Origin of the sequence: Streptomyces sp. NPDC006624 (assembly GCF_040611555.1) — a bacterium.
In the GTDB taxonomy this organism is placed as follows: Bacteria; Actinomycetota; Actinomycetes; order Streptomycetales; family Streptomycetaceae; genus Streptomyces.
On sequence record NZ_JBEXOM010000009.1, the window covers coordinates 150,600 to 164,300 of the forward strand.

12 protein-coding genes and 1 pseudogene are annotated in these 13,701 nt (G+C 65.8%); 5 read left to right on the plus strand and 8 right to left on the minus strand.

What is annotated here, in order from left to right:
• Nucleotides 1-207: 207 nt before the first annotated feature.
• Entirely contained in the window at nucleotides 208-381 is a 174-nt protein-coding gene (locus ABZY20_RS18960; protein WP_356442674.1) for a hypothetical protein, read from the minus strand.
• 866 nt (nucleotides 382-1,247) lie between these two features.
• Between ABZY20_RS18960 and ABZY20_RS18965 the strand changes: the two genes are divergently transcribed.
• The 3 genes from ABZY20_RS18965 (at nucleotide 1,248) to ABZY20_RS18975 (ending at nucleotide 3,837) form a co-directional block, all read left to right on the plus strand.
• Nucleotides 1,248-1,511 (plus strand): helix-turn-helix transcriptional regulator, encoded by a 264-nt coding sequence (locus ABZY20_RS18965; protein WP_031087651.1) that lies wholly within the window; start codon nucleotides 1,248-1,250, stop codon nucleotides 1,509-1,511.
• A 231-nt stretch (nucleotides 1,512-1,742) separates the two neighbouring features.
• Nucleotides 1,743-3,212: a UvrD-helicase domain-containing protein gene (locus tag ABZY20_RS18970; protein WP_356442675.1), complete on the plus strand. Its 1,470-nt coding sequence runs from the start codon at nucleotides 1,743-1,745 to the stop codon at nucleotides 3,210-3,212.
• Between the two features lie 379 nt (nucleotides 3,213-3,591).
• Complete coding sequence (locus tag ABZY20_RS18975; RefSeq protein ID WP_356442676.1) at nucleotides 3,592-3,837, plus strand: hypothetical protein; 246 nt, start codon at nucleotides 3,592-3,594, stop codon at nucleotides 3,835-3,837.
• 151 nt (nucleotides 3,838-3,988) lie between these two features.
• On the opposite strand, the gene ABZY20_RS18980 is transcribed toward ABZY20_RS18975, so the two are convergent.
• Entirely contained in the window at nucleotides 3,989-5,890 is a 1,902-nt protein-coding gene (locus ABZY20_RS18980; RefSeq protein WP_356442677.1) for a UvrD-helicase domain-containing protein, read from the minus strand.
• Nucleotides 5,887-7,767: an AAA family ATPase gene (locus ABZY20_RS18985; RefSeq protein ID WP_356442678.1), complete on the minus strand. Its 1,881-nt coding sequence runs from the start codon at nucleotides 7,765-7,767 to the stop codon at nucleotides 5,887-5,889. The genes ABZY20_RS18980 and ABZY20_RS18985 overlap by 4 nt, the downstream gene beginning before the upstream one ends.
• Nucleotides 7,768-8,067: 300 nt before the next feature.
• Between ABZY20_RS18985 and ABZY20_RS18990 the strand changes: the two genes are divergently transcribed.
• Nucleotides 8,068-8,370, plus strand: a complete 303-nt coding sequence (locus ABZY20_RS18990; protein WP_356442679.1) for a hypothetical protein — start codon at nucleotides 8,068-8,070, stop codon at nucleotides 8,368-8,370.
• Between the two features lie 27 nt (nucleotides 8,371-8,397).
• Entirely contained in the window at nucleotides 8,398-8,832 is a 435-nt protein-coding gene (locus tag ABZY20_RS18995; protein WP_356442680.1) for a hypothetical protein, read from the plus strand.
• Nucleotides 8,833-9,067: 235 nt separating this feature from the next.
• Here the strand turns inward: ABZY20_RS18995 and ABZY20_RS19000 are convergent, their stop codons facing one another.
• From ABZY20_RS19000 to ABZY20_RS19020, 5 genes and pseudogenes are all read right to left on the minus strand, one after another.
• Entirely contained in the window at nucleotides 9,068-9,565 is a 498-nt protein-coding gene (locus ABZY20_RS19000; RefSeq protein ID WP_356442681.1) for a DUF6420 family protein, read from the minus strand.
• A gap of 43 nt (nucleotides 9,566-9,608) precedes the next feature.
• The gene (locus tag ABZY20_RS19005; protein ID WP_356442682.1) at nucleotides 9,609-10,433 is read right to left on the minus strand and encodes a hypothetical protein; all 825 of its coding nucleotides are present in this window, start codon (nucleotides 10,431-10,433) and stop codon (nucleotides 9,609-9,611) included.
• Nucleotides 10,434-10,879: 446 nt separating this feature from the next.
• Nucleotides 10,880-12,370, minus strand: a complete 1,491-nt coding sequence (locus ABZY20_RS19010; RefSeq protein WP_356442784.1) for an ATP-binding protein — start codon at nucleotides 12,368-12,370, stop codon at nucleotides 10,880-10,882.
• Nucleotides 12,371-12,601: 231 nt separating this feature from the next.
• Nucleotides 12,602-12,817, minus strand: a pseudogene (locus ABZY20_RS19015) (helix-turn-helix transcriptional regulator); the annotation flags it as partial.
• An 11-nt stretch (nucleotides 12,818-12,828) separates the two neighbouring features.
• Nucleotides 12,829-13,023 carry a hypothetical protein gene (locus ABZY20_RS19020; RefSeq protein WP_356442683.1) on the minus strand — a complete coding sequence of 65 codons (195 nt, stop codon included), beginning with the start codon at nucleotides 13,021-13,023 and terminating at the stop codon, nucleotides 12,829-12,831.
• Between the last annotated feature and the right edge of the window lie 678 nt (nucleotides 13,024-13,701).

The window sequence follows — 13,701 nt, forward strand, 5'->3', positions numbered from 1 at the left end:
ATCGGCACGCCGACCCAGTGCAAACACTCCCTCCCCCGCGGTGCACGACTACGTCGCACTCGCCGGGGGGAGTCCTGTGGTTCGGTACAGAGCCTAGACGGCGCGGAGTCAGGCTCCCGGTCTACCCCGGGCCGCCTGGTTCTGCTTCTGACCGCCCACGGCGATCGGCACTGCCTTCGAATTTACGTCGCAGGTCACGGCGGCGCATCAGGCTGCAGCGCCGAGCTCCTTGCGGGGGCGGTGGATGAACTCGCGGACATAGTCCTTGGCGCGGGCGGACTGGACGCGGGCGAGGGCGTCGACGGACCGGTTGCCGAGCTCGAGACCGTGATCCAGGTCGCGGGCCTGGAGGTGGGCGGTCCCGACGATGGCGAGACGCATGCCGACTGAGCGCGTGAAGACCCCTGTCGGCATCGCGGCTGGTTCCAGGTCAGGGCGGCCTTCGGGTTCTTCAGGTCGCGGTGCGCGGCAGCGGCTGGAGATATCTGCCGATTCTGATCTGATCACACTCCAGCGGGCCGACGAACGTGTGCCTGTGCCCCACAGCGCAGCCATCAGTCCCGCCCGGGCCGGATCCAGCACCGCGACGGGGTGTCTGCAGATCCACTGGGCGAACACGGTCTCCGTCTCACAGCGCCTCCACCCACTCGACAGGCTCACACGTGAGGTCCGAAACCGCCTCGCCCACGGGCGCCCGCACATGGCGGCCGGCCGCGTCCTGCGGGGGTTCGGGGACGGTGGCGGCGCAAGGGATCGCGGCAGCGCACGCGACGCAGGCATCCGCAAGGTGCCAGGTGAGGCCGCGGCCCGCCCGGATCAGCAGGAGCCGCAGCGGACCGGAACAGGGCCCCTGGCGCCCGTGCCATACACAACCCTTTTCCCGACACTGACAGGTACGCAGGTAGGCAGGCAGCCGAGACTCGACGAAGTGGCCCGCAAGATGCCGACGGACCTGCACGACCCCATCAGCGCCCACGGCCACGAATGACTGGGGGCAGGCACTGCACGTCAGCACGGGCCGCCCCGCCGGACTGCTGATCGTGACGGTCCAGGCGCGTGCGGACAGTGCCATGGACATCGGTCCCTCCAAGCCGTGAGCAGTCAGCCGCCCACCCTGCGTCCGGGCGGCTCCGGACGCGGAACACCGTAGTGCAGACCCCTGCCCTACCGGAGCCAACCCTTACCAACACAAAATAGGGCAGAGGTCTGCACTGTCAGGGCAGGGGTCTGCACCGTCGGATGGATGCGTGACGATCATCCCGCCGCCGGAGCCCGACCCGACGGCACTCAGGCTCTCCCTCGCTCGCCTGCGTGCGCAGCTCGGATGGAGCTATGACGAACTCGCCTCGCGCAGCGGTCTGTCACGCCGGACTCTGATCGAGATCGAGCAGGGCCGCACGATCGGCACGCTGGCCACTTGGCACGCTCTCGCCCACGCCTTCTCCATCCCGCTGGGCGAGCTCCTGGATCCACTATGCGCGGGGCACGAGCCTCCGAAGTCCGACGCCTGAGCACAGCCACCCGTCGGCCACCCGAACGTGGTGGCGCTCTCGCACGTGCGTCTTGGATTCGGATTCTTGTCGCCTTCTTGTCACCGCATCGGGCGGACCGGGCGGCGCGTACATAAGACACGGGCGGATGCGTTGGCACTTTTTAACTCCGGCACCTGACCAGGGTGCGGCCCTTTCCCTGCGCCCACGTGTCTGTGGCGCGGGCTTCGAGCTTCCGGAGAGATCTGTTCCATGCCCTTTTCCCCGACCGACGAACAGACCGCCGCCTTGGAGGCGTTCCGCAGCGGCGGCCACCTCGCCATCCAGGCTGGCGCAGGCACAGGCAAGACATCCACGCTCGTCTTCCTCACGGAACAGATGCCACTGCGGCGTGGGCGATACCTCGCTTTCAACCGGGCCATCGCCCTGGACGCCGCCGCCCGCTTTCCCTCGGCGGTCCAGTGCAAGACGGCCCATTCACTGGCCTACGCCGCGCTCGGCCACCGCTTCCGCGGCCGCCTAAATGCTCCTAGGCGGCCTGGCTGGCGGATCGGGCAGGACCTGGGCCTTAACGCCCCGGCCGACATCGGCCGGGCGGGACTGATGCCGGCCACGCTGTCCAACGCCACGCTGCGGACGGTCGCCCGGTTTTGCCAGTCGGCCGACATGCAACTGGCCCACCACCACGTTCCGCGCCTGCGGGGTCTGGACGACGAGGACCATGCCGAACTGGCCGACCTGATCCTGCCGTACGCGGCGAAGGCGTGGGCCGATCTGCAGGACCCCTACGGCGGCGCGGTCCGCTTCGAGCACGACCATTACCTGAAGATGTGGGCCCTGACTGAGCCCGTCCTGCACGGCGACTTCCTCCTGCTGGACGAGGCCCAGGACACCAACCCCGTTCTCGAGCAGATTGTCCTGGCCCAGCAAGACCACACTCAGATCGTCATGGTTGGCGACTCGGCACAGGCCATCTACGGCTGGCGTGGTGCCCGGGATGTGATGACGCGGTTCACCGGCCAGCACCTCACGCTCACCCGCTCCTTCCGCTTCGGCCCCACGCTTGCCACGGAGGCCAACCGCTGGCTCACCCTCAGCAACGCTCCCATCCGGCTGACCGGGACACCCGACATTCCCACCACGATCGGATCCCGTGCCGGGCACCCGGATGCGGTCCTGTGCCGTACCAACATCGGCGCGATGACCGAGGTCCTCACACTCATCGCCGCTGGCATCGCAACGGCGCTGGTCGGCGGCGGTGACTCCCTGCGCGCCCTGGCATGGGCCGCCCGCGACCTCATCCAGGGACACCGCGCCCACCACCCCGAACTCGTGCTGTTCACCACCTGGACGGCGCTGCGCGACTACGCCGAGCACGACCCTGCCGGCCGCGACCTGCAGCCCTTCGCCAACCTCGTCGACGAGCACGGACCCGAGGCCATCCTGCAGGCCGTCGACCGACTCGTTCCCGAAGACGCGGCCGAGGTCACCGTCTCCACCGCCCACAAGGCCAAAGGCCGGGAATGGGCCCGGGTACGTATCGCACCCGACTTCACGCCGCCCGCCGACACCGATGAGGTCGACGCCCAGGGCCACCCCGTTCCCCAGCCCGTCGATGAGGCAGAAGCCCGCCTTGCGTACGTCGCCGTTACCCGGGCCCGCCACCACCTGGACCCCATCGGCCTGGCCTGGATCAGCCAGCATCCCGACAACCCAGCCTGAACCCGAACACCCGGTACTCGCCGCAGCGAGTTCTGGCATAACGTCCAAAGGACCAAGCCAGCGTCAGCTCCAAGGCACTTTGGTGACCTCGCTTACCCAGCCCCGCATTCGTGTGAGGTCCCGGCAACTGCCGTCGTGGGCAGCTAACGGAGATCATCGCCTCGGCGCTCGGCCCCGCCGCCGAAGCTGCACGGACCCAATGGCCGGACGACACCGATGAGATCCAGGCAATCACCGATGCGATGGTCCGGCTGCTGACCGGAGTGCCCCTGCGGTCCGACGGCCAATTGACGATCAAGTCGCTCGCCGAGGAGGCGGGCTTGAGGCGCAACAGCTCACGCATAAGCACACCGGTCTCAAGGAACTGTTCTATGCCCTGGTGCGGGCCCAGAACATCCGCCCGAAGGACACCACGCGGCTCCAGAAGGAGCGCGACGAACTCGCGGAAGCACTGAAGAAGGTCCGCCGAGAGCGCAACGAACTACGTGAGGAGGTCAAGCGACTCGTCCGCATCATCCACGTCCTGGAGGTGGAGAACGACAACCTCAAGACCACTTCCGGCGCGAGAGGCGGCACAGTCCGGGTGCTGCCCCAGCTCTCGGCGCCACCGCCCTCACAGCGCTGAGATCGCAGGCGCGTGCTGCGCGCGCCAGAGTTTTCATCCTCACGCCGCTGCCGGGGTACGGGGGCCCGCCAGCCACCGGGCCCAAACGCACGGTGACAGAGACGCCCTCTAGCCAGCGGGCGGGATGGTTCCGCCGGGAGGGATGCAGGGATCAGTGCTCGGTGAGGTCCCGGACGTCCCAGCCCGCGTCGATCATCACCTCCGCGTACCGCTTGCCGCGGTCGCGGTGGGCGGCGAGCACCAGCAGGTGGGTGGGGCGCGTCGCCCCGACGAAGACGAGCTGCACAGCGGCCTGGACACTCTTCAGCTCCCGCTGGGGGTCGCCCTCCTCCGCGACAATGCGGAGCGCCTCGGTCACGTCGAACTTTTTGCCATTCTTCTCAAGGCACTCCAGAATCAGCGTTGCTGCATGGGTCTCGCCCTTCGCGCTCTGAATAGTCCCGGGTACGGACCGCATCGCCGGCACTGCGGCGGAGCTCCTGGGGAAGCCGCCCGTTGCTGCGGCCGCCTCGGCTGCGGGGGTGAACTCCAGGCCGACGGTCTTCAGCGGCCGGTCGGCGAGCAGCTTCATCTGGACGGTCAGCTGCTCGGTGATCATGCCCCAGCCCGCCTCGTCGAATGCAGCTCCGTGGACGAGGAGTTCGCGCAGCAGGATCCGCACCCTGCCGCCGGGGGTCACCGCAGACCTCTCAAGGCGGCCCAGCGCCGGTAGCGCTTCGCCGGTCAGGGGCGCGAAGGACGCGCGCAAGGCGTTCCACAACTCGGTGGACACTTCGTGGCTGTCCGCGCCGGACCTCCACTGGGTCCCTGCCGCGCGGGCCGCGTCGATCAGGGCGCGATGGGCCGTCGGGCGGCCGGGCGGAGTGTAGCCGGGCACATAACAGGAGATCGACTGCGGGTAAGCCTGGGAGCCTCCCCGGCCCTGCCGCGCGCCCAGCACACGCGGGGGACGCCTGAGGAGGATGTCCTCGGGGACGATCACGGCGGCCATGCGTTCGAAGGTGGGCACGACGTCGGTCGCTGTGGTCTCGTCGAACAGCAATACCGCCACCTGGCCGTGGGGACCGGCTCCGTGGATTTGCTGAGGACGCCGGACGGCCAGGCGGCTGGCCACGGCCGCGATCTGCGGTCCGAAGCGGCGGCTGACTGGCAACTCCGCGGCGCCGGACAGTGGGAACAAGGCGGATCCACTCACGGCATCTGCGTCGCTGTAGATGCCCTGATTGGTGTCGCCTACTCGCTGCACCACGGTGGGCGAGGAGGCGAAGACGAGGTCTAGCAGTTCGTGCTGGGTGGCGCTGGTGTCCTGCATCTCGTCGAGGAGAACGAACGGGAAGCGCGCGGAGACGGCCGGGACGATGCCGGGGTGCTCAGCGAGGTACTGCTTGGCGATGGCGTACATGTCCTGATAGCGGAAGACGCCTCGACGGGCCAGCGTCCACTTGAGACTGGACAACTGCTTGCCGCTGGTTGTCTCAGCGCGGAAGGGGGGTTCCCTGGTCGCGCCGGTGACCACGAGTTCGCCGTCCTTGTAGGTGAACGTCGCCCCGCTGACGATACCGGTGCCGTCGCGCTGACGTTCCACGTAGTTGCGCAAGGTGGAGTAGTTAGGGTGCTGCAGGAGCCGGATTGCTGCGGTCTCGAAGGCCGCGTCGTCGACGGACCGGACCTCGACGCCCTTGGCCCGCACGGCCGGCAGCGCTAGGAAGGTGTGCACGAAGGACTGAATGGTGCCGATGAAGTGCGGGTAGCGCAGCAGGCTCCGCCCCGCGGCGAGGGAGGCCACCCGGTCAGCGATCTCGTTCTTGGCTGTGTTGGTGTGGGACAGCACGCACACACCGCACGTCGCGGAGGTCCATGCGTCGGCCATGAGCGCGAGCTTGAGCCCGATCAAGGTGGTCTTGCCCGACCCCGGGGCGGCCTGGAGGTCCTGTGTGGTCTCGCTCTGCAGGAAGTCCCACTGCTCGGCGTCGAGCGGGTCGAGCCCGAGGAGCTTAACCATGGCCTCCACTTTGTGGGTGGCGAAGGCATCGGGCAGGGACGTGCCGGTCACGCGGCCACCTCGCCGCACAGGTGCTTGAACGCTTCAACTAGATAGGGTGGGACGTCGCTCTCCGTGAGCGAGGTGGAGGCGAGGAGCTGCGCGGCGAACTGCGCGGTGATCGACTTGCTGGCGCTGTTGAGCTTGAGCGGTCTGTAGATCTGCAGGGCCACCTGTTTCAGAGTGAGGTGCCGGTCTGCCCACTCGTCTACGTCCTTGTCGGCCCGTGCAATGACCTGGTCGGTCTTGGCGGCGTCCGGCCAGGACCGTTCTGCAACGGATGCGAGCTTGACCGCGCGGTGCACCAGCCTGGCCATGGTCCAGGAGGTGACGGCGAGGTCGTACTCCAGCGTCCACCAGTTCGACACGAAGGTCTTCACTGGCCCGTCGTCGTCGCTGGCGAGGTCCGCGACGTGCGCGGTGATCTCCGGCTCCGTCATCTCGTCCCAGCACTTCAGGCCGCCGCGCATCTCCGCCGAGGTGCCGGCGGGGACGAGGTCGCGGTCGCGGATGCAGGCGACGGGGACGGGGATCTGCTCGCCGGAGCGCTGGAAGACGCGGCTGTACCGGAACAGGCCGACGTGGCCAACGTTGACCACGCTGACGCCGTGCTCGTTGAAGGGCATGCCCAGGGCAGCGGCGAGAGCGGGCAGGAAGATCGCCTCGGCGTCGCCCTCGACCATCGCCAGGCCTCGAGCGAAGAACATGTTGGCCTTGGTGACGTCCAGAAACCGGGTCAGGAACGCGTAGTCCTCGCCCGTCAGGCGCGTGATACCGCGCCGCAGCGGAAAGGTGCGGCCCCCAACGACGAGGGTCAGGCACTCGACGGACGTCGACGAGGCGAGGTTGGGGCTGTGGGTGGTGAGGATGACCTGGACCGGGGCTCTGCCACCTTCCTGCGGACCCTGGGCCTTGTCGCGGAGCAGGTCCATGATCCGGGTCTGGAGCTGGGGGTGGAGGTGCGCCTCGGGTTCCTCGATCAGCAGCAGGGGTGCCAGTTCGCTCTTGCCCAGCAGGAGGAGCTCCGCTGCCATGAACAAGGCATTGTTGTAGCCGAGCCCGCGGCGTGTCCACTCGTCGGACTCGGCGAAGAGGTTCAGTTCGAGCCTTTCCAGCGCGCGGGCCAGCGTCGCGTCGGTGGCGACGCTGATCTTGGCGCGCAGGACGTCGTCGCCGATGGCGAACCGCTGCAGGTAAGCCGAGTTGATGTCTTGGCTCACATCAGAGACGGCATCGTTGCATCGGATGTCGTGCTCGGCGCGGCGCAGGATCCCCACCAGAGTGGACGGAGGGTCGTCGCCTTCGGGGTCGTAGTCATCAATGCCCTGGTCCTTCATCGCCGGGTAGCCAGCGAGGATCTGGGACAGCCGTGATCCGCGGCCCGAGCGCAGTTCCGCCTCCGCGTCGCGAAGGGGGCGCAGGTAGGTGGCGCGCAGGAGTTCGCGTGCGGCGCCGTCTAGGGCGGGGCCGTTGCCGTCCGGTCCGGTCCGGGTGGTGACCGAGACCCGGTTTCGTACCGGATCCATCCGCTGGGCCTTGAACGTCACGCAAAGCCAGGCAGCGCCGCCGCGGTCGTGGGTGAGCAACTCCAGGAAGACCGCCTGCTCCTCGGTCGACAGGGCGGTGAACCCGCACACGATGGTGAAGGTCTCCGCCCGCCCGTCCTTCCCGAGGTGGAAGTCGTCCTGGGAGACCCGGTAGTAGTCCGTCGCTGCGGTCTGCAGGCACAACCGAATCGCGTCAATGATCGCCGTCTTCCCGCTGTCGTTCTCGCCGACTAGCACGTTCGTCCCGGCCGTGAACGACAGGTCCAACGACGCGTCCGTCTCGCCCTCGCTCTGGGCCGCAGCTCCGAAGACCCGGAAGTTCTCGACCCGAAGATGCGCCAAGTACACAGATTCCCCCGCAGACGGGGCCGCGGCGCCCTCTTCTCCGGGAAGGAGTCCCCCGGGCTGCGCGGCCCGTGATCGATAATTTCGAGATCCTATGCTCTTCGGGGTCGCCGCCTGGGGGAATTCGGCAGATTGCGGGAGACAAGGGTCTCGCGTGCCTTGTTGACCCGGACGGCCGTGCTCCTGCGGGCCGCCGTGATGGCCTTGCTTAACCCGGCCGACCAGCGTGGGAAGGAGGGCCGCCGCTCCCCGCAGACCTCGCCCTGATCGCCGACGTCGAGTCCAAGGAGTGACGGCGTGCTGCTCACCGGGGAATCGGCGGGCAGGTGGGCGAGTTCCGAGACTGTTGAGGCGGCGACTGATGCTGGCACGGCAATGAACGCCGAGGCGGCCGGCCTGCTCCAGAACATGCAGAAGCCACATGAAGATGCGGAGAATGCCGCCAGGCTCTTCGACGGCATGCCGCAGCTCCTACCGGCTCTCGACCTGGCCACCCGCGTCGCTTGCGGTGTGCCGACCGGTTCATCGCTGGTGGTCGCCAGAGTCTCCCGTACTCGACTCCGGCGAAGCGGCATCCGCGTAGGATCACCGGTGCTGTAACACGGTTTATGGGGGAGGCGCACTCACATGGCACTGGTCGCGGGCGAGTACGAGTTCACGTGCAGCGACTGCCGGGGGGACGGATCCGTGCAAGTCGCCGGAGCCGATGGCGAACTCCACTGGGATCGATGCGACGACTGCCGCGGGATCGGTTCCGTGCGCGTGGACGAGGAGGACGCGGCCGAACGGATCGACCTCGGCCAGACACCGCTGCGTACGCCCCCAACGAGCGAACTGCACAGTGGCCCCTTGAAGGATGAACTCGACCAGTGGTTCGACTTCCTGTGCGCCCGTAAGGAGGAATCCTCAGCCCCGGCCAACATCATGATCGGCTACGCCTACGGGTTCGCCGAGGCAATGCTCCTGACTGACCGCGAAGAACCGGCTCGGGAGAAGTTGGACTTTTTGATCCGGGCTGCCGAGAAATTCAAGGGTCGCTCGGATTTTCCCGGACGTCGGTGAGCTGTTCGGACAGTCACTCGTTGTTCAGCATTGGAGCAGATCGGGAGAGTAGAACCTGGAACGAGGCGGCCCCACCCATCTGTCATCACTCTCCAGACAGCCGATGGCCCCGGTCAGCCTTCAAGTCCACCTACGGGAGATCGGCGTCCCGCCACACAACGCGGCAGGACCTCCGTGATCCGTCAACTCGTACTGCCCATCAGTCCCCAGGCCGGTATCCGCGCTCGTATACAGACTAGCCGCCGCTGAACTTGTCCCCTTCGTCCTCCCGGCGGACAGGCCCGGCCAGTGCTTCGGTCTCCTGCAAGAGCCGGTCCGCGGGCGTGAAGTCCCCCAGCTCGACCGCAAGCGCGGCGCGCACGAACGCGGCGAGCGCGATGCTCCCGTTTCGCACCTCGAAGATGCGCAGCACCCCGTCCGCGTACGCGGCACGGTGTCGACACCCACCTTGCACGCAGTACCCCTCGGCGGCCAGGGCGAGCCGCTTAAAGGCGGCGTTCTTCTCGTCGGTGAGCTGGGCCGGACAGCCCAGGTGATCCAGCGTGATCCGGATGTGGGTGCCCATGTCGGCCGGACGGATGGTGAGCCTTCCGCCGCCGGACGTGATGTAGCGGCCGGGCGCCACTGGGGCGTACGGATGGATCAGCGGCAGATCCTTATCCACTGCGTGCAGGGCGGGCAGTCCGTCGTACTCGAAGTAGGGGCCTGCAATGCCGTTGTGCTCGATTGTCATGCGGTCCTCGTTTCGATCGCGGGGCGAGCGCCAGGCCGCCCCGTCACGCGCTGGTGACGGGCACGTTCCGCAGCAGTGCGGAGGTCATCGCCAGGAGCGTCTCCGCCTCGGCCCGGTCGTACTGAAAGGCCTTGGTGACCGCATCGTTGTGCAGGGCGCCGCAGGTCTGGCTGTACAGGGCGTCCTGAATCCGCCACCACCGCTCGGTCTGGTTGCACTGGCTGGCTTGCTTCCTCGATCCGGGGTTGTCCCAGGTGACGTTCTCCCGGACCCACTCCAGCGCCCGCCTGACCTCCAGGATCGACGCCCGCACCTCGCCCACGGTCAGCAGCCGCTGCGCCTCCCGCAGCGTCCGGCCGACCCCGTCCCGCTCCGGATCGCCGATCGGGTACGGCACCGCCATCTCGAACGCCGCAGACGGCCCAAGCTGCGCGAGCTGCTGTTCCCATCGACTCTTGGCGATGGTGATGTGCGCCGTGTCCTGGGCGCTCCCCGGGTACCCGGGCGCCTGCGGCAGGGTCGCGTTGAGGTCGATCTCGAACCGGATGTCGCCGGCGCGGCCCTCCTCAATCGCGTGGACCTGCAACGAGGTCAGTAGGAACGACAGGTTCACACGGTGGACGGTCACCGTCGGGGTGTACGCCAGGTTCGCCGTGGTCCGGGCGAGCCGGGAGCGCTGCCCCGTCGCCTCGAAGCCGAACAGGTCCGCCTCCAGGGCGAGGATCTTCCCGGCCTCGGTGAAGGGCGACACCCCGACGGCGAGCTGGACGCTCAGCTCGTAGGCTCCCAGCGCACGGTGCAGCCACATCTGGTCGCTGTAGACCGCCGCGGTGAACCGAATATCGTCGTCGAAGCGGAGTTCCTGCATAGCTCCCCCAAAGGGCGTGTCGATCACCCGATTCTGCCGGACGGGATGCCGTATCACCGCCAATTTCCCTCGCCCGGGCAGCACCGTAGGAGACTCGCACTCCGTGTACCACCCCAACCAGCACCTATCGGGGGTCAGTAGCGCTGATATCGATACTCGAAGCAGTCGCTGCACATGTGCGTTTCCGGGATGGCGAAGCTGGCAACCGCAAGCTCGCAGTAGCCACAGAGTCCCACACCCCAGCTTGTTTCAGCAGTGAGCGTGTCCCGCGCTGGCCATGTCTCTTTCACCAGGCTCGGGGCGGAGAGTCGTGTTGCGTAGTTCCGGGGATCAGTGTCTCGATGACGAAACCGTCGAATGTCACCATTTGCGGTAATTGATCACCTCCGGGATCGCGCCCTGAGACTCAACGTGAGCCGCTCTCGACGCAACCACTCGACGTCAGGTCACCCACCCATCTCATGAGCAGGGGGTTCCGTGTCAGATCCTCCCGACGCACGAATCTGATCATGCACTTGAGCCGCCCGGTACCACGCTTCATCGCTTTGATACTCCGGCACTCCGCCATGAAATAGACGCGCCCATTCTGCAGCCTGCGAGTGAATCGCTTTCGTCCCGTCGCCAGGAATTAGACATTTGAGGCCCGGATCATTGCGATAAAACGCCCTGAAGATTACAGCTAGCGGACTGTCATTTACTGGATAACCGTACTGTCGGGCGTAAAGTGGCCTCAGAGGACCTTCGCCGCGCACGATTCCCACAACTGCTCGCCACTCGGCGCTGTCGCGATTGAAGTCGTCCTTTCTGTAACTCACAGGGACATGGTCACAGTGAACCTCTCCAACGATCCTCCCCCGATTCCCGGGAACTTCCAACGGGTACTCTAGGTGACTGCTAAGCGTATCCGGATTCTCCCAGCTGAAAAGGCTCTTGTCGCGCCTGAGAATCTTTCGACCGTTGCGTATGAAATCGATCCCGTAATCGCTTGAGTCCAGATACCGCTGGACACCAATCCAACCCCACACTTTCCGCCGCTGCACCACGAGGCCGGAATTCCCGCACCACGAACACGCTTCCGACTTCGCCGGGTTGGAGTGTTGGCAATCGAGACAAAGCACTGCATCGCTAAGCGGCACGTCGATTTTCACCATCGCGCCGACGGGCCCTCCACGCCTAGAGACCGAGCGAGTTTCTCCCCAGATGCAGGGCTGGCGAGGTCCCACTTGACGCCCGTTCACCTCGATCGCCAACATGCCCGATCTGATCGGATAGCTATAAAGATCCCCCAAATGTCTCCGTAGCGTGCCCCCCTTGGATTCCCGCCAAGGTTCCCGCAGGCCTCTGATCGTGATTTCGGTGCCATGGTCGTCCGACTCGATTTTCTCCTGGGTCATCACCGGCAAATCCCATTTACCGCTTTGACTCATGCCTAAGAGATCGATCGTAAGTACCGTCCACGCAGGGCTGTCGATCTTGGCGCTTCGGACTGTGATGTACCTCCCTAGCCGGGCGGTGGCTATGTTGAAGCCCAGGCCCAATCCTGCCTGCCTGGCGCGCCCCGCCCACGATAGGGCCACGGCGCTCGCCAGAGTTTCGCGATCCATTCCTGGGCCGTTGTCCCGGATGACAACTATGTCCTGTCGGCGCCGCGCGACATCCCTCTCGAAATGGATCGATATCCTAGGTATTGCGTCCACCAACTCGCTGTCAGCCGCCCAGGCATCAATGGCGTTATCCACTAGCTCGGCAAAGCAGTTCACCTCGCTCATATCGATGTCGCCCAGAGCGCTCAGAACTCGGGCTGAGGGTGTGACGAGCACCGGCTCGTGCGATCGTGTCCAGCCGCTACTGCGGCTGGCGTGGACCCTCTGCCAAGCCGCCCCCCACGTGGATAATTCACCTTCTCCATCCAGTGTTCGGACGAAATCGATCAGCATTTCCTCACGAGGCCGACGATGACCTCGCAGAACCTCGTTCACTGTGGTTCTCGGTAACCTTCCCGAACCTGCCCGATGTTCAAGTTGCCGCAGGCTTAACCCACTTTTGGCCAGCAGCACTTGCATTGCCGAGTAGAGATCACTCCACGTATTGATTGCTTCAGGGTTAGGCTGAGCCGACGCCGGCGAAAGAGGAGTCTGTGCCGCAACCCATTCCCTCTCTATCTCGTCTACCTTCGCTCCGCACGCTTTCGCGATGGCTTCGGCGACTTCCCACGGACAGCGTTTACCGGTCAAAGCCCGGTGCAAAGTAGACTTGCCATATCCGGTCATCGCGGACAGCTGTCCATAAGAAAGCGCAGCTTGCTGGCGCGACAGCTCTAGCTGTCGCGCCACATCGTGCAAACTGGGCCTTGGAGCCGCCGATTTCTCAACGTGATGCCCCATCGATCAACTCGTCAGGCGACCTGGGACTTCGACCGAGGTGCCAGCACCACGAGAAGTCCAATCAGGGCAGAAATCATGCTGATCACAGCTGTGATCAGCTCAATCTCAACCATGGAAGGGATTTCCCAAGTCGTGGAGCAGAAAGCAGAAATCACGACGATGACCACGGCGGCAATAATGCCGAATTTTCGGACACGGGGGATCATCGGACCGATACAAGGGAAAACTCGACTCACGACAGAGCCTTTCTAAGACGGACGGCTTCCTCGGACGCCACCGCATACCACGCAGACAGGGTTAGGAGCCCTCAATGGTGCGGCGTATGCAGTAGATACTGCCCCACTGTGCATGCTGTGGACCAACCGGAATCCGGCGTTCAAAAGGTCGTTCCAAGCTGTCCCAAAGGCCGCTTGGTAGCCGTTTGCGCTGGTCACAGTCATTGCCACGCAGAGCGGAGCGATCTAGGCGCCAAACGCGTTCCAGGGTGTCCCAAGTTGAACTTGCCTTTTTAGAGCCCGTCCGGGGAAGCTGCTTGCGGGATCGCTAGCCTCGGACGCCACCGCGCGACGCATCCTCGGCAGGTGCATTAGGAGTGCGCCGGCCACCTGCGTGCCTGCCTTGACCTGCGTCAAGGCAGGCACGGGCTGCAACCGGACCTGACGCGTCAGCTACTGGACCCGATGGGTGTGGAGCCGCGGGGAACGAAGACAAGGCGGGCGTTAGGCAGAATGCCGCGCAACTGCCAGCACCGTCTAGCCGAGGTGATCTGCGAATGGGGTCTCGCCGCTGACAGGCGCCACCTCAACGTGGCCTGACTCCGCCATGTCGTACCCCGCGAAGGGGGCCGATGCCTCCACAATCAGGCACCAGTCCGGACCGGTCGT

Coding starts and splice junctions, on each gene's coding strand:
- ABZY20_RS18960 (WP_356442674.1), bottom strand. CDS start 381: ATGCGTCTCGCCATCGTCGGGACCGCCCACCTCCAGGCCCGCGACCTG.
- ABZY20_RS18970 (WP_356442675.1), top strand. CDS start 1,743: ATGCCCTTTTCCCCGACCGACGAACAGACCGCCGCCTTGGAGGCGTTC.
- ABZY20_RS18995 (WP_356442680.1), top strand. CDS start 8,398: ATGGCACTGGTCGCGGGCGAGTACGAGTTCACGTGCAGCGACTGCCGG.
- ABZY20_RS19000 (WP_356442681.1), bottom strand. CDS start 9,565: ATGACAATCGAGCACAACGGCATTGCAGGCCCCTACTTCGAGTACGAC.
- ABZY20_RS19005 (WP_356442682.1), bottom strand. CDS start 10,433: ATGCAGGAACTCCGCTTCGACGACGATATTCGGTTCACCGCGGCGGTC.
- ABZY20_RS19010 (WP_356442784.1), bottom strand. CDS start 12,370: ATGCTGATCGATTTCGTCCGAACACTGGATGGAGAAGGTGAATTATCC.
- ABZY20_RS19020 (WP_356442683.1), bottom strand. CDS start 13,023: ATGATCCCCCGTGTCCGAAAATTCGGCATTATTGCCGCCGTGGTCATC.